19 protein-coding genes are annotated in these 19,996 nt (G+C 33.9%); 4 read left to right on the forward strand and 15 right to left on the reverse strand.

The window, feature by feature from the left end:
• Positions 1–89: 89 nt before the first annotated feature.
• From ftsZ to mraZ, 13 genes are all read right to left on the reverse strand, one after another.
• Positions 90–2,225, reverse strand: a complete 2,136-nt coding sequence (gene ftsZ, locus BUB70_RS01395) for a cell division protein FtsZ (RefSeq protein ID WP_073117897.1) — start codon at positions 2,223–2,225, stop codon at positions 90–92.
• A 25-nt stretch (positions 2,226–2,250) separates the two neighbouring features.
• Positions 2,251–3,618, reverse strand: coding sequence for a cell division protein FtsA (gene ftsA, locus BUB70_RS01400; RefSeq protein WP_073117898.1), 1,368 nt, complete (start codon positions 3,616–3,618; stop codon positions 2,251–2,253).
• A 7-nt stretch (positions 3,619–3,625) separates the two neighbouring features.
• On the reverse strand, positions 3,626–4,255 hold the full coding sequence (locus BUB70_RS01405) for a cell division protein FtsQ/DivIB (protein ID WP_084730128.1): 630 nt from the start codon (positions 4,253–4,255) through the stop codon (positions 3,626–3,628).
• 104 nt (positions 4,256–4,359) lie between these two features.
• Positions 4,360–5,700 (reverse strand): UDP-N-acetylmuramate--L-alanine ligase, encoded by a 1,341-nt coding sequence (gene murC, locus BUB70_RS01410; protein WP_073117900.1) that lies wholly within the window; start codon positions 5,698–5,700, stop codon positions 4,360–4,362.
• The gene (gene murG, locus BUB70_RS01415; protein ID WP_073117901.1) at positions 5,691–6,788 is read right to left on the reverse strand and encodes an undecaprenyldiphospho-muramoylpentapeptide beta-N-acetylglucosaminyltransferase; all 1,098 of its coding nucleotides are present in this window, start codon (positions 6,786–6,788) and stop codon (positions 5,691–5,693) included. Before murG ends, murC begins: the two co-directional genes overlap by 10 nt.
• A 2-nt stretch (positions 6,789–6,790) precedes the next feature.
• A complete protein-coding gene (locus BUB70_RS01420) occupies positions 6,791–8,011 on the reverse strand; it encodes an FtsW/RodA/SpoVE family cell cycle protein (RefSeq protein WP_073117902.1) in 1,221 nt (406 codons plus the stop codon).
• A gap of 1 nt (position 8,012) precedes the next feature.
• Positions 8,013–9,347 carry a UDP-N-acetylmuramoyl-L-alanine--D-glutamate ligase gene (murD, locus tag BUB70_RS01425; RefSeq protein WP_073117903.1) on the reverse strand — a complete coding sequence of 445 codons (1,335 nt, stop codon included), beginning with the start codon at positions 9,345–9,347 and terminating at the stop codon, positions 8,013–8,015.
• Positions 9,348–9,434: 87 nt separating this feature from the next.
• A complete protein-coding gene (gene mraY, locus BUB70_RS01430) occupies positions 9,435–10,649 on the reverse strand; it encodes a phospho-N-acetylmuramoyl-pentapeptide-transferase (RefSeq protein WP_073117904.1) in 1,215 nt (404 codons plus the stop codon).
• 2 nt (positions 10,650–10,651) lie between these two features.
• Complete coding sequence (locus BUB70_RS01435; RefSeq protein WP_073117905.1) at positions 10,652–12,115, reverse strand: UDP-N-acetylmuramoyl-L-alanyl-D-glutamate--2,6-diaminopimelate ligase; 1,464 nt, start codon at positions 12,113–12,115, stop codon at positions 10,652–10,654.
• Between the two features lies 1 nt (position 12,116).
• Entirely contained in the window at positions 12,117–14,108 is a 1,992-nt protein-coding gene (locus BUB70_RS01440; protein WP_084730129.1) for a penicillin-binding protein, read from the reverse strand.
• Between the two features lie 6 nt (positions 14,109–14,114).
• On the reverse strand, positions 14,115–14,441 hold the full coding sequence (locus BUB70_RS01445; protein WP_073117906.1) for an FtsL-like putative cell division protein: 327 nt from the start codon (positions 14,439–14,441) through the stop codon (positions 14,115–14,117).
• A complete protein-coding gene (gene rsmH / locus BUB70_RS01450; RefSeq protein WP_073117907.1) occupies positions 14,441–15,340 on the reverse strand; it encodes a 16S rRNA (cytosine(1402)-N(4))-methyltransferase RsmH in 900 nt (299 codons plus the stop codon). Before rsmH ends, BUB70_RS01445 begins: the two co-directional genes overlap by 1 nt.
• Positions 15,327–15,800, reverse strand: coding sequence for a division/cell wall cluster transcriptional repressor MraZ (mraZ, locus tag BUB70_RS01455; protein ID WP_073117908.1), 474 nt, complete (start codon positions 15,798–15,800; stop codon positions 15,327–15,329). The genes rsmH and mraZ overlap by 14 nt, the downstream gene beginning before the upstream one ends.
• A 221-nt stretch (positions 15,801–16,021) precedes the next feature.
• Between mraZ and BUB70_RS01460 the strand changes: the two genes are divergently transcribed.
• From BUB70_RS01460 to BUB70_RS01470, 3 genes are read left to right on the forward strand one after another with little or no spacing between them, the layout of a single operon-like run.
• Entirely contained in the window at positions 16,022–16,789 is a 768-nt protein-coding gene (locus tag BUB70_RS01460) for an alpha/beta fold hydrolase (RefSeq protein ID WP_073117909.1), read from the forward strand.
• Entirely contained in the window at positions 16,789–17,403 is a 615-nt protein-coding gene (yihA, locus tag BUB70_RS01465) for a ribosome biogenesis GTP-binding protein YihA/YsxC (RefSeq protein WP_073117910.1), read from the forward strand. The genes BUB70_RS01460 and yihA overlap by 1 nt, the downstream gene beginning before the upstream one ends.
• A gap of 12 nt (positions 17,404–17,415) precedes the next feature.
• Positions 17,416–18,108, forward strand: coding sequence for an RluA family pseudouridine synthase (locus tag BUB70_RS01470; RefSeq protein WP_073117911.1), 693 nt, complete (start codon positions 17,416–17,418; stop codon positions 18,106–18,108).
• On the opposite strand, the gene BUB70_RS01475 is transcribed toward BUB70_RS01470, so the two are convergent.
• Positions 18,109–18,510, reverse strand: a complete 402-nt coding sequence (locus tag BUB70_RS01475; RefSeq protein WP_073117912.1) for a hypothetical protein — start codon at positions 18,508–18,510, stop codon at positions 18,109–18,111. It abuts the gene before it with no gap.
• A 71-nt stretch (positions 18,511–18,581) separates the two neighbouring features.
• Complete coding sequence (locus BUB70_RS01480) at positions 18,582–18,995, reverse strand: BrxA/BrxB family bacilliredoxin (RefSeq protein ID WP_073117913.1); 414 nt, start codon at positions 18,993–18,995, stop codon at positions 18,582–18,584.
• A gap of 240 nt (positions 18,996–19,235) precedes the next feature.
• Between BUB70_RS01480 and BUB70_RS01485 the strand changes: the two genes are divergently transcribed.
• The gene (locus BUB70_RS01485; RefSeq protein WP_073117914.1) at positions 19,236–19,979 is read left to right on the forward strand and encodes a TerB family tellurite resistance protein; all 744 of its coding nucleotides are present in this window, start codon (positions 19,236–19,238) and stop codon (positions 19,977–19,979) included.
• Positions 19,980–19,996 lie beyond the last annotated feature (17 nt).

Below are 19,996 nucleotides of genomic sequence, written 5' to 3' on the forward strand. Positions count from 1 at the left end.
TTTGGATTTGATGATTGGATTACAAAAGTATTAAAAAAACCCAACCAATGGTCGGGTTTTAAAGCACTTGTTTTTATATATAACTAAGACTAATCTACATTGTCATGTAAAAAAGAATTATTTTTTCTAATCGTTACCTCATTGTCTTTGTCAACATCAATAGAAGTTCTTGATTTATTGTTTACATCTTGTTTACTGTGTAACTCCAAACCTAATCTTTTATAGGCCGGTTCTTTTTCAATATCATCAATTACATCTTCATTAAACGCAGAAGTTTTAAATCTGTGATTGTATTTTTTAAAGGTGTTCTTACGCTTTTCAGCGCTACGCTGTACTTCAGATATAGTTAAATTTAACGGAGAAACTTCTTCATGATCAATCACCTCCATTTGTTTTGGCTCTCTAACCTGAAATCTAATTTCCTCCACATCGTTCACCTCTATTTCTTCAATTTTCTTCTTCATTTCTAAAGAAGATGAATTCTTTATAGTTGGCTGTACATCAAACTGATCTAAAGTATATCTTTTAATTCCTGATAAACTTTCTTCTTGCTTTGCAATTGGTTTTGCAGATATTTCTTTGGCTTCTACAACTTCTATTTCATTTACATCCTCTTCCTCATCTTCTAAAACATAAACTGTTTTTTTAGGAGTTGCTATTTCTTTTCTTTCAAAAACAACTTCCTCAGCATCAATTACTGGTAAATCAAATACATTAAACACTTCTTCTTTGGCTTCGTATTTAATTTCCTCAGCATCTATAACAGGAATATCAAAAATGTTGATAGGCTCCTCTTTTTTAACCTCAACGACTGAATTTACCGGTAAATCAAAAACATTTACTTTGGCAACAGGTTCTTCGTCTAATTCTGAAAATAAATTTGGCGTGATGTCATTAATTACAAAATCATCTTCACTAACAAAATCATAGGATTCTTCTTCTTCAACTATCTCCTCTACTTCCTTTTTAACTTCATCAAAAACAACCTCTATATTTTCAACAGCAGATGTTGTTTCAATCAACTCATTCTCTATTTGTTTTTTGGGTGTAAAAACCACTTCTTCTGGTTCTTCTTCCAATAACTGATGCACAACCTTTTTCTCTTCAATAGGCTCTTCTATAATACGAGTGGTTCTTGGTCTTACTATCGTTTGTTCATCCTCAAAATTATAATGAGCTGTTTGTTCGTTGTTTAAAGTATGATATACTTTTTTAACTTCAGTGTTGGTAATATCTCTTTGTTGATCTATCGCAAAACCAGTAGCAACAACCGTTACTGCAATAGCATCACCTAAAGATTCATCTTCTCCAACCCCCATAATAATGTTGGCTTCGTAACCAGCTTCTTCTTGAATAAAATCGTTAATCTCTCCAATCTCATCCAAAGTAACTTCATCAGCTCCAGAAACAATTAGCAACAATACGTTTTTTGCTCCTCTAATTTTGTTATCATTTAACAATGGAGAATCTAAAGCTTTTTTAATTGCATTCTGAGCTCTGTTCTCTCCTGCTTCTTTTGATGACCCCATGATGGCTGTACCACTATTAGAAAGTACTGTTTTAGCATCATGTAAATCTATGTTTTGTTTGTAGTGATGTGTAATTACTTCTGCAATTCCTCTTGATGCAGTAGACAATACCTCATCTGCTTTTGAGAAACCTGCTTTGAATCCTAAATTACCATACACCTCTCTTAATTTGTTATTGTTAATAACAATTAAAGAATCTACATTTTCTCTAAGCTCGTCAATCCCTTTTTGAGCTTGTTTGGCACGCATTCTACCCTCAAACTGAAACGGCATGGTAACAATCCCAACTGTTAAAATGTCCATTTTTTTAGCAATACCCGCAATAATTGGTGCAGCACCTGTACCTGTACCACCTCCCATACCAGCAGTAATAAATACCATTTTAGTTTGCGAAGTCAACATTTTCTGAATCTCTTCAATGCTTTCTTGCGCTGCTTTTTCACCAACCTCAGGATTTGCACCTGCTCCTAATCCAGAAGTTAAACTAACTCCTAACTGAATTTTATTAGGTACAGGACTATTTTGTAAAGCTTGTGCATCTGTATTACAGATCACAAAATCTACTCCTTTTATGTCTTGGGTAAACATGTGGTTCACGGCATTGCTACCTCCACCACCAACTCCTATAACTTTTATAGAACTTGATTGTGATTTTGGCATATCGAATGCAACGTTGTTAAATGGTGTATCGCTCATAATAAATGGGATTTATGGGTGAATGTTATTCTGCTTCGTTTAAAAAATCTTTTAATCCAGAGGTAAACTTATCTAACCAAGATTTTTTATTTACTTTTTGCTTTGGTTGTTTTACAGTTTTAGGCTCTTCCATTATTTCTGGTTCTTCCTGATGCGCTGCAATTGTTTCTTCTTTTTTCTGTTCTATTTTTTCAAAAACGGGTTCTTCTGGAGCTGCTGGTTGTTGCTTTGGCATTTTTTCCAATCCTTCCATTAACAAACCTACAGCTGTTGCAAACACAGGACTTGATAATGATTCATCTGAACCACCAGCCAAATGCTCGTTAGGATATCCTATTCTGGTATCCATTCCTGTAATATACTCTACCAATTGCTTTAAATGTTTTACTTGTGCACCTCCACCAGTTAATACAATTCCAGCAATTAATTTTCCGTTCTGAGTATCGTGTCCATAGTTTTTAATCTCTAAATACACTTGCTCAATAATTTCTGTAATACGAGCATGGATTACTTGAGACAAACTTTTTAAAGTAATTTCTTTTGGTTCTCTTCCTCTTAATCCTGGAATAGAAACAATTTCATTGTCTTTATTTTCCCCAGGCCAAGCCGATCCAAATTTTACTTTTAGCAACTCTGCTTGTTTTTCTATAATTGAAAAACCTTCTTTAATATCTTCTGTGATGACATTTCCTCCAAAAGGAATGACTGCTGTATGGCGAATAATTCCATCTTTAAAAATAGCCAAATCTGTCGTTCCACCTCCTATATCAATCAATGCAACTCCAGCTTCTTTTTCCTCGTGACTCAATACAGCCTCTGCAGAAGCCAATGGTTCTAAGGTGATGGCTGACAATCCTAAACCTGAATTGGTCACACATCTCCCAATATTTTTTATTTGAGAAACCTGACCTACTACTACGTGAAAATTAGCTTCTAATCTCCCTCCATACATTCCGATAGGCTCAGAAACATCTGCTTGACTATCTACCTTAAATTCTTGAGGTAACACATGTATAATTTCTTCACCCGGCAACATCACCAACTTGTGAACTTGATTGATTAAGTTCTCTATATCTTTTTCATCAATTACCTCCTCGGCATCTTGTCTTGTAATATAATCACTATGGTGAATACTTCTGATATGATGTCCAGCAATCCCCACAGTAACCGTATCAATTTTTAATCCTGATACATTTTCCGCTTCTTCAACAGCTTGTTGAATAGATTGTATGGTTTGTGTAATATTATTTACAACCCCTCTTTTTACTCCTAGGCTTTTTGCTTTTCCTATCCCTAAAACTTCAATTTTACCATACTCGTTTTCACGACCAATCATGGCAACAATTTTAGTTGTTCCAATATCTAATCCAATAGCAATGCGGTTATTTTCCATCCTTACCTTATTTTGAGCACACAACTTGATTGTTGTACTGTAAATCTATTTTTTTGAAAGTGGCAGACAAACTATCTTTTTCCATATAGTTGTAAAACACTTTTAATTTCTTTAATTTATCAGAAGTATTATTCAATCCTCCTAACAATACTTGTTGATGATTGAATCTGGTTTGTAACCAATATCCTTCTTTATCTTTTTTAATAGCCACCACTAACTTGGTAAAAAACTCATCTTGATGAATTTTTTGAATTAATGGAAATACTTCTTCTGACTTTATAAAGCCATTTTTGTTGTTGATTATTGGAACTCTTGCCGAATAACTCTTAGACAAAGGCATTTTTAATCCCTTTGAGTCTATATAAAAAACACCGTTTTGACTGTACTCTCTAGCAAGTGGTTTACGTTGTATTACACTCACTTTCAAATCACCAACTACCCCTACAGATACCTGAGCGGTTTCCACCATAGGGTGTGATTGCACCATCTGTTCCAACTCTTGTAAATTTATCAAGGATTTTGCTTGGTTTCGTACTCCCTTCTTATTTTGTATTAACAAGTTATCAACCATTTGATGTGTTAAAAATAAATTGTCTTCATTGGCAAAAACAATATCTATATTTTCTATTTTACGCATCGAATTTCTTTTGGATGTGAATCCAAAAATAAATCCTATAAACAATAGAAAGAGTACTGTTTTTATGTAGACAAAATATTTTTTCATCTGTTAATATTCGTTACTTAATTATTTAATACCGTTGTTACTTCTTCTACCAAAACACCGATATCTCCGGCACCAATCATCACTACAACGGTAGCATCGGTATTTTTAATACTAATAATTGCGTTTTCTTTTGTTTGCAATGATTTATTTTGATTGTCAATTTTACCCAACAACCAACTTGATGTAACCCCTTCCATTGGTAACTCTCTAGCAGGGTAAATATCTAATAAAATTACTTCGTCAAATTTCGATAAACTTTTGGCAAAATCATCAATAAAATCTCTAGTTCTGCTAAATAAATGTGGCTGAAAAACCGCTAATATTTTTTGATTTGGATACATTTCTCTTACCGCATTTTCAACCGCCTCAATTTCAGTAGGATGATGTGCATAATCATCAATCAGCACAAAATCATCTTGCTTTATTTTATACGAAAATCTTCTTTTTACTCCTCTGTAAGAATTCAATGCTTCTTTTATGCCTTCTAAACTCAATCCATGTTTTTCTGCCATGGCTATAGACACCAAAGCATTGGAAACATTGTGTCTTCCTGGTAAATGAAAAATCACATCTTTCACAAATCCGTTCGGTGTTTTTACATCAAACACAAAAGAACCTTGTTCTATCTTTATATTCTGAGCAATATAATCTGCCTCTTCTTCCACTCCGTAAGTCAAACCCTCAACAGGCAATCCTTTTTTTACAATTAAAGTATCCGACACTTTGTTAGCAAACTCTCTAAACGAAGTTTCTAAAGCTTCTTTCTCTCCATAAATGTCTAGGTGATCTGCATCCATGTTAGTAATGCAAGCCACGTTTGGAGATAGTTGTAAAAACGAACGATCAAACTCATCTGCTTCTACTACTGATATTTTATCTTCTCCTAATATCAAATTAGAATTATAATTCTCTGTAATCCCTCCTAAAAACGAGGTTGCTCCAGTACCACAAACATGCATAATATGTCCTAAAATAGACGAGGTAGTCGTTTTTCCATGGGTTCCTGCCACTGCATAACAAATGGTGTTTTTGGTAATCAACCCTAAAAGTGCTGATCTTTTTAACACCTCAAAACCGTTCTGCTGAAAGTAGTTTAATATTTTACCATCCTTAGGAATGGCAGGCGTATAGACCACCAATGTTTTTTCTGGATTTAAAAATGATTCCTCAATCGTAGTAACTTCATCCACAAAAGAGATTTTAACTCCTTGTTCATTCAATGCTTTGGTCACTACCGATGGGGTTTTATCATAACCAGACACCAATTTTCCATTCGCCACAAAATAGCTAGCAATGGCACTCATTCCAATACCACCAATTCCTACAAAGTAGATGTTATGTATGTTGTTTAATTCCACTTGGCTATTTTTTCGATTTCTTCAACAATTCTTTTGGTTGCCTCTGGTCTTGCCAAAGCTTTCATATTATGACACATTTGATTTACATTGTCTTCATTTTGCAACAAATACTGCACTTTGGTCATCAAATATTCTTTCTCTGTTTCTTTTAACATAATGGCTGCATTTTTATTCACAATGGCCATTGCATTTTTAGTTTGATGGTCTTCTGCCACATTAGGTGATGGCATAAATATCACTGGTTTTCCTACAATACATAATTCAGACACAGAACTAGCTCCTGCTCTGGACACAATAATATCTGCAGCCGCATAAGCCAAATCCATTTTTGACAAATAAGCATGTGTTTGTACCCCCTCCAATTCACCAAACTTTTTATATTCTTTGATATAAAACTTACCCGTTTGCCATATGATTTGAATTTGTTGAGCAAGCAAACCTTTAACATTATTTTCAATCATTTGATTGATGGCTCTAGCTCCTAAACTTCCTCCTAAAACCAACAATGTTTTTTTATTAGGATCTAACTTAAAAAAAACTTGTGCTTCAGCTCTTTTTGAACTCACATTTAACAAATCTTGTCTTACAGGATTTCCGGTAAAGACAATTTTATCACTTGGAAAATAACGTTGCATGTTTTCATAAGCCACACAAACCTTATTTACTTTTTTTGATAATATTTTATTGGTAATTCCTGCATGAGAATTTTGTTCCTGAATTAAACACGGAACTCCTTTTTTACTAGCCACATGCAATACAGGCCCACTAGCAAAACCACCAGTTCCTATCACTACATCTGGTTTAAACTGACGTACAATTTTTTTAGATCTCCAAATACTGTTGATTAACTTTATAGGAAATAGCATGTTTTTAAATGTTAAACTGCGCTGTAAACCCGCAATCCACAATCCTTTAATTGGATAACCTGCATGAGGCACTTTTTCCATTTCCATTTTATCCTGAGCACCTACAAATAAAAACTCAGCATCGGCATAACGAAGTTTTAATTCGTTCGCAATGGCAATGGCAGGATAAATATGTCCTCCTGTACCTCCTCCGCTAATCAATATTTTTTTAATCTTGCTCATAATTATGCCTCCTCAATTTCTTCTGTGTGATATAATTTTTCTAACGGATCTTCACTCTCTGTGGCCAATTGTTCTTCGGTAACATTTGCACTTGCTGTAACACTCAACACCATTCCAACAGCCAAACAAGTCATCCAAATAGACGTTCCACCACTACTTATTAATGGTAAAGTTTGTCCCGTTACAGGTCCTAAATTGGTTGCCACCATCATATTAATTACTGCCTGAAAAACAATGGGGAACCCCACCCCAACAATCAATAATTTTCCAAATACAGTTCCTGCTTTTTTAGCTGCTACGTATAACCTAAAAGTCAATACAAAATAAACCAACAACACCAATCCTGCTCCAAACAATCCATATTCCTCCACAATAATGGCAAAAATAAAATCCGAAGAAGACTGTGGCAAAAAGTTTTTCTGTACACTTTTCCCAGGTCCTTTTCCTGTTAATCCTCCTGTAGCAATGGCTATTTTTGCATTTTCTACTTGATATCCTTCCTTAGAGTCGTCATCAGAAAAAGACTCTATTCTACTCATCCAAGTATCAACACGGTTAGGCATTAATCCCGGAAAAGCTTTTGCAGTTAACACAAATAATAATAAAATCACAATTCCTGCCCCAATAATTCCCGCTAAATATTTTATCGGATATCCTCCTACAAAACACAACATCAACACCATCATGAACACAATTGCTGTGGTAGAAAAATTGGCTGGTAAAATAAACATCAACACCAATGCTATGGGTGTCCAAAGTCTTAATAAGCTTTCTTTAAAATCGATGATATCATCTTTTCTTTTTGCCAAATATCTAGCTGTGTATACCATAATGACCAATCCAGCTAAAGTAGACGTTTGAAATCCTACTCCAATAATTGGAATACGAATCCAACGAGCTGCATTGGCACCACCAATAGTAGTTCCTTGGGCTAGTGTAACGATTAACAAGACAATTACAATTGGGATCATCACCACCGAAACCCCACTAAAATATCGGTACGGTGTTCTATGAATAAAAAACATAATGGTAAACCCCATTAAGAGTAACACCGCATGTTTGATTAAAATTCCAATAGTAGTTCCATTCCCTGCCACATATACCAAATTAGTACTAGCGCTATATACTGGCATAAAAGAAAACAATGCCAATAACGCGACCAGTGCCCAAATAAATAGGTCACCTTTGATGTATGATTTGATATTTTGTAACAGTGAACTCATGTTATAAATTTCTTACTGCATCTTTAAATTTTCTTCCTCTATCCTCGTAGTTTTCAAACAAATCAAAACTTGCACAAGCTGGAGATAACAAAACTGTTTCCCCTTTGTCTGCTAACTTATAAGCAATCTTTACTGCCTCATCAGCACTTGTGGTTTCTTCAATAAAATCAACAATACCACCAAAAGCATTTTTAATTTTAGCATTGTCTAATCCTAAACAAATAATTGCTTTTACTTTTTCTCTTACCAAAGGATATAATTCTGAATAATCATTTCCTTTATCAACTCCACCAACAATCCAAACGGTTTGGTGAGTCATACATTCCAAAGCGTAAAAAGTTGCATTTACATTGGTTGCTTTAGAATCATTAATATATTCTACTCCATTTACTTTTAACACATGTTCTAGCCTGTGTTCTGCTCCTTCAAAGTTTTCTAAAGACTCTAAAATGGTTTGTTTTCTTGCTTTAAGCAATTGTGCCGCTAATGATGCAGCCATGGCATTCTTGGTATTGTGTTTACCTTGTAACGATAATTTTGAAATGCTCATTCTAATTTCTTCTTTGTTAATGTTAATCACTATATCTTTTTGGTCAACATAGGCACCGTATTCCAAATTTTTTTCAATTGAAAAGGGTACTAATTGAGCCTTTGGGTTGTATTTTTTTACGCCCTCTACAACGGTGGCATCATCTGCATCATAAATCAAATAATCTGATGCTTTCTGATTTTTTGTGATACGAAATTTTGAAGCGATGTATTTGTCAAAATCGTAATCATATCTATCTAAATGATCTGGGGTAATATTGGTGATGATTGCAATATGTGGTGCAAACATTTCAATACCATCCAACTGAAAACTACTTAACTCTAAAACGTAATTCTCAAAATCATGATTCGCAACTTGTGCTGCATAACTTTCTCCTATATTCCCAGCAATCCCAACATTAAACCCACATTCTTTTAACAAATGATGCGTTAACATTGTAGTCGTGGTTTTACCATTAGAACCCGTAATTCCTATAATTCTTGCAGGGCTGTGATTGGCCGCAAATTCTATTTCAGAAATGACTGGAATCCCATGTTTTACTATATTCTTTATGAACGGAATATGATCTGGAATTCCTGGACTTTTCACTACTATATCTGCATTTAAAATCAATGCTTCGGTATGTTGTCCAGATTCAAAATCAATATTTTCTTCTTTTAATTGTTGTAAATATTTTTCTTGGATAACCGATTTATCAGACACAAAAACATCCATTCCTAGCTTTTTTGCTAAAATGGCTGCTCCTACTCCGCTTTCGCCTGCTCCTAAAACAACAATTCTTTTCATATTTTTTTAGTATCTGGTATCATGTATCAGGTAGTTAGTATTTTTAGCACAATGTCTTGATACTAACTACTACATACTTGATATTTTTTATCTCATCTTTAAAGTCACAATAGACAATACTGCTAACAGGATACCTACAATTAAAAATCTTGCAACAATTTTACTTTCGTGATATCCTTTCTTTTGATAATGGTGATGTAAAGGAGCCATTAAAAAAACACGCTTTCCTTCACCAAATTTTATTCTTGTGTACTTAAACCAAAAAACCTGAATAACTACCGATAAATTTTCTACCAAGAAAATCCCGGCCAATACTGGAATCAACAATTCTTTACGAACAGCAATGGCAATTACCGCAATGATTCCTCCAATGGTTAAACTCCCTGTATCTCCCATAAATACCTGTGCAGGAAAAGTGTTATACCATAAAAACCCAATCAATCCACCAGCAAAAGCACTGATATAAATGGTCATTTCTCCTGAATTTGGAATGTACATCACGTTTAGGTAATCCGAGAAAACAATGTTCCCTGACACCCAAGCAAAAACTCCTAAAACCGCCACAATAATAGTGGAAGTTCCCGCTGCCAAACCATCAATACCATCTGTTAAATTAGCTCCGTTAGAAACTCCCGTTACAATAAATATGACTACAGGGATAAAAATAAGCCAAGCATAATTCGCAGCATTTTCTCCCATCCAACTAATGACAGATGCATAATCAAACTCATTATTTTTTAAGAATGGAATGGTGGTTTTTACTGATTTTATTTCCTCGCCAAACAAATGTGTATTGGCTATTTTTTGAGAAAAAGGCAATTCTTTTTTCATAGTCACAGCAGGATGAAAATAAAACATGACTCCAACAAACAATCCTAAACCTACTTGACCTAAAACCTTGAATTTTCCTTTTAATCCTTCTTTGTCTTTTTTAAACACTTTGATATAATCATCTAAAAAACCGATGGCTCCCATCCACAAAGTAGTGATGATTAAAATGATTACATAAATATTATCTAATCTTGCGAATAAGAATACTGGAATTAGAGTCGCTAAAATGATAATCAACCCTCCCATAGTAGGAGTTCCTGCTTTTTGCACCTGACCATCCAGTCCTAAATCTCTAACTGTTTCTCCAATTTGTTGTTTACGTAAATAGTCTATCAACCTTTTTCCGTAAATGGTAGACAATAACAATGAAACCATAAATGCCAAAGCCGAACGGAACGTAATAAACTGAAACAAACTCGCTCCAATCAGTTGATATTCTTTTTCTAAAAAATCAAATAAGTAGTATAACATTATTATTTATTTAGTGTTTCAAAAGTTTCTATTAATATCTCTTTATCATCAAAATGAGTTCTTTGCCCATTTACTTCTTGATAGGTTTCGTGTCCTTTACCAGCCACCAAAACTACATCATCTTTTTTAGCCAATTTACAAGCTGTCTTAATCGCTTGTTTTCTATCAGAAATCGTTAATACTTTATGTGCTTTTTCCACTGTAATTCCCGCTTCCATATCTTCTAAAATCGAAGTTGGATCTTCAGTTCGTGGATTGTCAGAAGTTAAAATCACCTGAGTACTCAACTCAGCCGAAATAGCTGCCATTTTAGGTCTTTTGGTTTTATCTCTATCACCTCCGCAACCCACCACAGTAATGATGTTTACTGAAGTACTCACCATTTCTTTAATAGTACTCAATATATTTTTTAAGGCATCTGGCGTGTGTGCATAATCTACCACACTAACAATTCCCGTTTTGGAAACTTGGTATTGAAAACGACCATCTACACTTTTTAACTGACTCAAAGCAGTTAACAATTCCATTTCATCAACCCCTAATTCACAAGCCACTCCGTAAATAGCTCCTAAATTTGAGGCATTAAATCCTCCTACCAATTGCACCCAAACTTCGTGTTGATTGATTTGCAGTAACATTCCAGAAAAACTCTTTTCTAAAATCCTCACCTTATAATCGGCCAATGTTTTTTGAGAATAGCTCTTTTTGGTTGCCTTTGTATTTTGCAACATCACCATTCCGTTTTTATCATCCGTATTGGTTAATGCAAAAGCGGATTTTGATAGATTGTCAAAAAATGATTTTTTAACATCTCTATATTCACTAAAGGTTTTGTGATAATCTAGATGATCGTGGGTAATATTGGTAAACACTCCGCCGTTAAAATCTAACCCAAAAGTTCTTTCTTGATGAATTCCATGAGAACTCACCTCCATAAAACAATAATCAACCCCAGCTTTTACCATTGCTGACATATACATATTAATAGCCAAAGAATCTGGAGTAGTATGTGTCGCTGTAAATTCCTGTTTATCTACCACAACTTTTACGGTAGATAACAATCCTGTTTTATATCCTAACAACTGAAATAATTGATACAACAAACTAGCAACCGTCGTTTTTCCATTGGTACCAGTAACCCCAACTAATTTTAGTTTTTCTGATGGGTGATCATAAAAATTAGCAGCCAACATTGCCAAAGCCTCATTAGCATTTTTAACTTGTAAGTAAACCACTTCATCAACAATACTAGGAGGCATTTCTTCACAAACAATTACGTTCGTTCCTAAATCAATGGCTTTAGAAATGTATTGATGCCCATCTACATGTACCCCTTTTTGAGCTACAAATAAAGTTCCTTGTGTAACTTTTCTAGAATCAAAAGCAATAGCAGTCACCTCAACCTTTTCATTAAAGTTGATTTGATTTAAAACCGCTACTTTTTTTAATAAATCTTTTAATTCCATATTAATACAATACTACTTGTTGACCTCTTTTGATATCTACTCCTTTGGTGATGGATTGTTTTTTTACATACTCCAATCCACCTTGAACATCTACCAATAATCCTTTATTTTCTAAAACAGAAACCGCATCCATTAAAGCCATACCTCTTACATCGGGCATTTTACTTTTTAGATCTAAGTTTTCTTTTTGATATTCTTGATAATCACTTTCTAAGGATGCTAATTTTGGCAAATCCAATGTCACTTCTTTTTCTTGTAAAGAACTAGCATATATTTTTTGAGCAATAGCTTTAAACACAGGAGCTGCAACAGTTGCTCCATAATAACCTTTATGTTTGTTAGGTTTATTTACGACCACAACACAAGTATATTTAGGATTTTCTGCCGGAAAAAAACCAGTAAAAGAAGACACATACTGTGTGTTCCCTGTCCAATATTCTGTTTGACAAGTACCTGTTTTACCCGCCATAGAAAAACTAGGGGAATACAATTTTTCCCCAGTACCTCTTATGACCACATTTTTTAAAATTTCCTGAAGTTTATTGATGGTCTCTTCTGAAGCAATTTTATCATTTAACACTTCTGATTCAAATACTTTTTCCACCTCTCCTTGGTTACGTAATTCTTTGATGAATCTTGGTTTCACCATCACTCCATCATTCGCAATAGCATTGTAAAAAGTCAACAACTGTAATGGTGTTACCTTTACTCCATACCCCCATGCCATCCATGCCAAGGACAAACCATTCCAACTATTTGGATCTCCTCTTTTTACATATTTTGGATTTGGAATAAACGGTTGACCTTCTCCTTTAATAGGTACTCCAATTTTTTCACCAAAACCTAGCTTGTTAATTCCATCAACAAATTGCTGTGGATTGGACTTGTATGATTCCATCACCATTTTAGCAATTCCAACATTAGAAGAAACTTCAATGGCCCTGGCCAAAGATATTTTTCCATATCCACCTCTATGAGAATCTATGATGCTTCTTCCGTAGACTTTCATCACTCCTTTTTCAGTATCTACTACATCACCTGTATCTACTTTTTTATCTTCTAAGCCAACTAATAAGCTAGCCAATTTAAAAGTCGAACCCGGTTCTTGTGCTTCGTAAATAGCATAGTTCCTTTTTTCAAAATAATTACCATTAGGGTATTTCCCTAAATTCACAATCGCTCTTATTTCTCCCGTCTTGGTTTCCATGACCATGGCACAACCATGATCCGCTTCAAAAGTTTCTAACTGTTCTAACAAAGCAGCATGTACTACATCTTGAATATTAACATCAATGGTGGTTATGACATCACTCCCATCTTGAGGTTCTTTTTCGTTTTTATCATTAATAGGCTTCCATTGACCTTTTGCAATTCTTTGCTTTTGTCTCCAACCGTGATGTTCTTTTAAATAGTTGATATAAGCTCCTTCTACCCCAACATTACCTCTATAATCTGAATAACCAACAGTTCTCACTGCCAAATTACCTAAAGGCCTTGCTCTTACATTTCTTTGTTCCGTAATTAAACCACCTCTGTATTGACCTAATTTTAAAATTGGAAAAGTTTTTAACCTAGCATAGTCTATATACCCTAAATCCCTCGCTAGAAATAAGTATCTATTTCTACGTCTTTTTCCTGTTCTTAAGTAATTCCTATAATAAGAAGATGGCTTTTTAAATAAGACCGACAAAGAATCTGACAAAGCATTGATATTTTCTTCAAAAACCTTATTCTCTATCGTAACCATATCTAATCTAACCGTGTATTTAGACATGGTGGTAGCTAAAAGATTTCCTCCTGTAGCATATATATTCCCCCTGTTAGCAAAAATGGTGTCTGTTTTTATAGTTCTTTGAACGGATATCTTTCTATAATACTCTCCTTCAACAGATTGTATAAATCCCACTCGCACAATTAAAACAACAAAAAGCACAGCTAGCACTAACACTAACCAACCTAATTTGTCTACTATGCTTTTTTCCGTGGTACTCAACTTTTTCTATTTTGGTGTTTTAACTACTATTTTTATTGGGGGTTCAACAGATGATTTTAACCCTTCTTGTGCTACTTGATCTTTTACTGTGGATTCTAATTTTAAATGAACCACTTTGGTTGCGCTATCTATATATTCAGCTTTTAGCGCTCTTATTTCTTTATTAAGCACCGATATCTTAATATTTTTTTCATCGGTTTGGTGTGCACAAGTAATCATGATGATTGACATTCCTAAAACCACAAAAATGACTTTCCAGTTTTTTACAGAATCACTCTTTATTAAAAAGTCTCCTTTTAAAACTCCAGAAATAAATTCACCAACTCCTACCATTAGCTTTTTAATTTTGCAATTCTCAACTTGGCACTTCTCGCTCTATTGTTTATTTTGATTTCTTCTTTGCTTGGCAATATCAATCCTCCAACTTTTTGCATTGGTACACTAAAGTTTCCATAAAAGTCTTTTTCAGGCTCTCCTTCAAACATCCCTTTCTGAATGAATCTTTTTACCAATCTATCTTCTAACGAATGATAAGAAATCACACTCAACCTTCCTTCCTCATTTAATATATTTGGAATCTGAGTTAAGAATTCTTTTAAAACCTCTAACTCTTGATTCACCTCAATTCTTAACGCCTGAAAAATTTGTGCTAATATTTTATGCTCTTTTGCTTTTGGTAAAAAGGGAGCCAAGACTTCTTTTAACTGAAAACTAGTTTCTATTTTATTTTCTTCACGAGCTGCTACGATTACTTTCGCCATGGCTCTACCATTTCTCAACTCTCCGTATTGAAATAATATATTTGCGATATCATCTTGAGCATAATAATTGATAATATGTGCAGCACTAACTTCTGCTTTTTGATCCATACGCATATCTAACTGCGCATCAAAACGAGTAGAAAAACCTCTTTCTGCCTGATCAAACTGATGTGAAGAAACGCCAAAATCTCCTAAAACCCCATCTACTTTTCTCGCTCCATAAAACCTTAAAAATCTTTCTATATATCTAAAGTTTTGTGGAATCAAAGTAAAACGTTCATCATCTAAAGCATTTTCATGCGCATCAGGATCTTGGTCAAAAGCAAACAGCTTACCTTCTTCACCCAATCTTGATAGAATTTCTTTTGAATGACCTCCACCACCAAAAGTTACATCCACATAAACACCATCTGGTCTTATGTTTAATGCATCTACACTTTCTTTTAACAACACTGGATTATGATAACTCATCTTCTTCTGTATTTAAACCTCCCATTACTTGTTCTGCCAATTCAGCAAAATCATCCATTGCACCGTCAATTGCTTTTTCATACAATTCTTTATCCCATATTTCTATAATCGACACCGCTGATGACAACACTACTTCTTTTGATATTTTAGAATAAGCCAACAAATCTTTTGGCAACAATAATCTTCCAGAAGCATCTAATTCTATGTTTTTAACGCCAGCTGTGAACAATCTGATGAAATCATTGTTCTTTTTTACAAAGCGATTCAGCTTTCCGACTTGTTCCATTACCTTGTTCCACTCTGCCATTGGATACAATTCTAAACAAGGCTGAAACACAGAACGCTTTAACACAAACCCCTCATGCAGAACACCTTCCAACTGTTTTTTTAATCCAGATGAAAGCATCACACGACCTTTGGTGTCTGTTTTACATTCGTATGTTCCTATTAATGAATCCACTTTATGAGTTTACTTTTCAAAAATATAAAATATTTTACCACTTTCTACCACTTTACCCCACATTGTTGATAAGTTTTACCACAACACCACAAATTGCTTATATTTTAAATATCAATCAGTTAAGAAGTTAGCGTTCAAGCAATAGGCTATATTTATGAATAAGTGGTTTTTTATCAAAAAAAGTTTACATTTGCAGCTAAACCTAAGCCTAGATAATAAGCATGGAATATAACGTTAAAACGGAAGGAGAGTTTAAATACATTGAAGCAGGAGAAGGTAAAACTATTATTGTTTTACATGGTTTGATGGGAACTCTTGATGATTTTTCTGGTGTTGTAGAGCACTTTTCTAAGATTGGATACAAGGTTTTAGTACCTGAGTTACCTATTTACACCCTACCAATAATTAAAACAAACGTTAAGAATTTAGCAAAATTTGTTAAAAAGTTCATGGAATTTAAAAATGTTCCACATGCCACTTTATTAGGGAACTCACTTGGAGGTCACGTATCATTATACATTACCAAAGCATTTCCTTACTTGGTAGATTCTTTAGTTTTAACTGGAAGTTCTGGATTGTACGAAAAAGCCATGGGGGATACTTACCCAAAACGTGGTGATTACGAATACATAAAAACAAAAGCAGAAGCGGTATTTTATGACCCTGCAACGGCTACTAAAAAAATGGTTGACGACTTATTTAAAGTTGTAAACGATCGTAATTGTGCTATTAGAATTTTAGCTTTGGCTAAAAGTGCTATTAGACACAACATGGCTAACGATTTACCCGACATGAAAATTCCTACTTGTTTGGTTTGGGGAAAACAAGATGATGTAACACCTCCTGAAGTTGCTGATGAATTCAACAAACTAATGCCTAACTCTGAATTATTTTGGATTGACAAGTGTGGACATGCTCCTATGATGGAACATCCAAATGAATTTAACGAAGTAGTTGGTGCTTGGTTTGACAAAAACAGTATAAAGTAATGCAGATTAAATCTGCGGAGTTCATCGTAAGTAATTCAGAAGTTTCTAAATGTCCTTCTGAACATATTCCTGAATACGCTTTTATTGGAAGATCTAACGTAGGTAAATCTTCTTTAATCAATATGATTACAGGAAGAAATAAACTTGCAAAAACATCGGGAACTCCTGGAAAAACACAACTAATCAATCACTTTAAAATCAACAAAAATTGGTTTTTGGTTGATTTACCTGGTTATGGATACGCTAGAGTTTCTAAAAGCACCAAAAAGGAATTTCAAAGTTTTATCACCGATTATTTTAAGCAACGTAAAGCATTGGTTTGTACTTTTGTGTTGGTAGACTCTCGTCATACCCCACAAAAAATAGACGTTGAATTCATGGAGTTTTTAGCAGAAAACGAAATACCATTTGTTATTATTTTTACCAAAACAGACAAGCTAAAACCCAAAGCAATTACTCAAAATATTGCCAAGTATGAAGCTGAGATGTTAAAAGAGAAATTTGAATATTTCCCTACTTATTTTACTTCATCATCTGCCAATAAAAATGGGAAAGACGATATTTTAAATTTTATAGACAGCATTAACAAAGATTTTAATTCCCAAAATCTGTAAACTAAGTTTGCAATGCATTCTAACAAAAATAACTTACAAATTCTTTTTGAAGACAATCACATTATTGTGATTAACAAACGTTCTGGAGATATTACCCAAGGAGATAAAACTGGAGATAAACCTCTAAGCGATGTTGTTAAAGAATACATTAAGGATAAAGAGAACAAACCCGGTAATGTTTATTTAGGAGTTGTACACAGATTAGACAGACCTACTTCCGGAATCGTTATTTTTGCTAAAACATCAAAAGCTTTAGAGCGATTAAACAAAGCCTTAAGAGATAAAAAAATTCACAAAACCTATTGGGCCGTTGTGAATAAACAAGATATTCCTAAAAAACAAACATTATCTCATCACTTAGTTAAAAATCCTAAAAATAACAAATCTAACGTTTGCCAACCTACTACTCAAGGAGCAAAACATGCAATACTTCATTATGAATTAATAAAGGTATTAGATAATTTTCAGTTGTTAGAAATTGAACTAGAAACAGGGAGACATCACCAAATTAGGGTTCAACTTTCTACACTAGGCTGTATTATTAAAGGTGATTTAAAATACGGAGCAAAAAGAAGTAATAAAGATGGTAGCATTCATTTACACGCTCGTAAAATAACATTTATCCACCCTGTAAAAAAAGAACCTATTACATTAACAGCTCCGGTTCCTAATGATGTAATTTGGCAGGCTTGTGAAAACATGTAATTAAGGAATTCTCATCATGTTTTGCTGAGCTCTTTGTATCTGTTGTTGCATCACCTGATTTTGATGACTTTGTTGCTGATCAAACATATTTTTTTGAAATTGGCTCTGAAACCAAGAATTATCTTTCTTACTCTTCTTTTTTTTCTTTTTAGATGCTAAATAATCTGTACTCTTTTTTGATTCGGAATACTTTTTCAATTGTGCCGTAATACTATCAATTTTAAACTTTTCTGGTTCTAAAAACTCAATTTTTGAGAAAGCAGAATTTTTAACCACTAAAGAATCCTTTACTAAACTAGCGTTTAATACTGTTTTTTGAGTTCTGTTTTTTTTATGCTTTTTAGACTGACTATAGCCTGATAAGGATAATAAAACAAAAAGTAAGTAAATTATTTCTTTCATATTCTTTTTTCAACAAAAATAAAAAAGCCTGATCAAATCAGGCTTTTTATAAATTCTATTTTAAAAACTTATTAAGAACAATACTCATCATAAGCACCAGACAAGTTTGCTGCAATTGCTTCAGCAGAATGTCCTTCAATATGATGACGCTCTAACATGTGTACCAATTGTCCATCTTTAAACAACGCAACCGCTGGTGATGATGGAGGAAAAGGAATCATAAATTCACGTGCTTTTTGCACCGCTGGTCCATCAACTCCTGCAAACACAGTCCCTAAGCTAGTTGGTAATTTTGCATTTTGTAAAGAAGCAATCACTCCTGGTCTTGCTGTTCCTGCAGCACATCCACAAACTGAATTTACTACTACTAAAGCAGTTCCTTCTTTTGCAATGAATGATTCTACATCAGCTGGAGATTTTAATGCTGCTACTCCTGCCTGTACTAATTGTGCCTCCATTGGAGCCGTTAATTCTTGTGGATACATATGTATATACTTTTAAATTCAATAAATAATAATTCAAATCCTTTGAATCGTTATGCAAATTTAGACAATAAATATTCCAAAACCTTACAAGGTGACATTTTATCGGTATACAAACAAATACATATTATTTCATGAAAATTATACTGACAATTCTTCCGAATCCAATTAAGGCAAGATTCTTGTTTTTATTCTAAACCTAGAATTTGTTGATATCACATCAACCTAAAAGATAAATACATAATGAAGAAATTTGCAAATTGGATTGGAGCCGGAATAGGATGGGCTGCAGGTGGACCTATTGGAGCTGCTTTAGGATATTTAATAGGTTCTGCCCTTAAAGGAGCTACTTCTGATTATTCAGAATTCCAAACAGACAACAGCAGTTACACCAGTAAAACCACACAAGCAGGAGATTTTGAAATTAGTTTGCTGTTTTTATCTGCTGTTGTAATTAAAGCTGATGGTAAAATATTACAAAAAGAACTAGACTACGTTCGCAATTATTTTGTGCAGATGTACGGAAAAGATAGAGCCAATAATGCTTTTAAATTGTTTAAAGGAATTATTAATGATACCTCTTTATCTACCCAAGAAGTTTGTACACAAATTAGAAGTCATATGTCTGCCGAATCTCGTGCTCAACTAATTCATTTCTTGTTTGCCATTGCAAAATCTGACGGGCATGTAGCTGATATTGAAGTACAAACCATTCAGTCTATTTCCAATTATTTATACATCAATCAAGCTAGTTTTGATTCTATCAAAGCGATGTTTTATGACAATAGTGAATCCGCTTATCAAATTTTAGAAGTCTCAAAATCTGATGACAACGACACGATTAAAAAGGCATACAGAAGATTGGTAAAAGAACATCACCCAGACAAATTAGCCCACTTAGGTGAAGAACATTTAAAAGGAGCTCAAGAAAAATTCCAAAAAATTCAGGAAGCATACGAAACGATTAAAAAAGAAAGAGGATTGTAAGACAATCCTCTTTCTTT

The sequence above is a fragment of the Wenyingzhuangia marina genome, from assembly GCF_900130035.1.
GTDB lineage: Bacteria > Bacteroidota > Bacteroidia > Flavobacteriales > Flavobacteriaceae > Wenyingzhuangia > Wenyingzhuangia marina.

What these genes read in the sequence shown, in the direction of transcription:
- ftsZ (WP_073117897.1), bottom strand. Translation starts at nt 2,225, where the DNA reads ATGAGCGATACACCATTTAACAACGTTGCATTCGATATGCCAAAATCA.
- ftsA (WP_073117898.1), bottom strand. Translation starts at nt 3,618, where the DNA reads ATGGAAAATAACCGCATTGCTATTGGATTAGATATTGGAACAACTAAA.
- BUB70_RS01405 (WP_084730128.1), bottom strand. Translation starts at nt 4,255, where the DNA reads ATGCGTAAAATAGAAAATATAGATATTGTTTTTGCCAATGAAGACAAT.
- murG (WP_073117901.1), bottom strand. Translation starts at nt 6,788, where the DNA reads ATGAGCAAGATTAAAAAAATATTGATTAGCGGAGGAGGTACAGGAGGA.
- BUB70_RS01420 (WP_073117902.1), bottom strand. Translation starts at nt 8,011, where the DNA reads ATGAGTTCACTGTTACAAAATATCAAATCATACATCAAAGGTGACCTA.
- murD (WP_073117903.1), bottom strand. Translation starts at nt 9,347, where the DNA reads ATGAAAAGAATTGTTGTTTTAGGAGCAGGCGAAAGCGGAGTAGGAGCA.
- mraY (WP_073117904.1), bottom strand. Translation starts at nt 10,649, where the DNA reads ATGTTATACTACTTATTTGATTTTTTAGAAAAAGAATATCAACTGATT.
- BUB70_RS01435 (WP_073117905.1), bottom strand. Translation starts at nt 12,115, where the DNA reads ATGGAATTAAAAGATTTATTAAAAAAAGTAGCGGTTTTAAATCAAATC.
- BUB70_RS01445 (WP_073117906.1), bottom strand. Translation starts at nt 14,441, where the DNA reads ATGGTAGGAGTTGGTGAATTTATTTCTGGAGTTTTAAAAGGAGACTTT.
- rsmH (WP_073117907.1), bottom strand. Translation starts at nt 15,340, where the DNA reads ATGAGTTATCATAATCCAGTGTTGTTAAAAGAAAGTGTAGATGCATTA.
- BUB70_RS01460 (WP_073117909.1), top strand. Translation starts at nt 16,022, where the DNA reads ATGGAATATAACGTTAAAACGGAAGGAGAGTTTAAATACATTGAAGCA.
- yihA (WP_073117910.1), top strand. Translation starts at nt 16,789, where the DNA reads ATGCAGATTAAATCTGCGGAGTTCATCGTAAGTAATTCAGAAGTTTCT.
- BUB70_RS01470 (WP_073117911.1), top strand. Translation starts at nt 17,416, where the DNA reads ATGCATTCTAACAAAAATAACTTACAAATTCTTTTTGAAGACAATCAC.
- BUB70_RS01475 (WP_073117912.1), bottom strand. Translation starts at nt 18,510, where the DNA reads ATGAAAGAAATAATTTACTTACTTTTTGTTTTATTATCCTTATCAGGC.
- BUB70_RS01480 (WP_073117913.1), bottom strand. Translation starts at nt 18,995, where the DNA reads ATGTATCCACAAGAATTAACGGCTCCAATGGAGGCACAATTAGTACAG.
- BUB70_RS01485 (WP_073117914.1), top strand. Translation starts at nt 19,236, where the DNA reads ATGAAGAAATTTGCAAATTGGATTGGAGCCGGAATAGGATGGGCTGCA.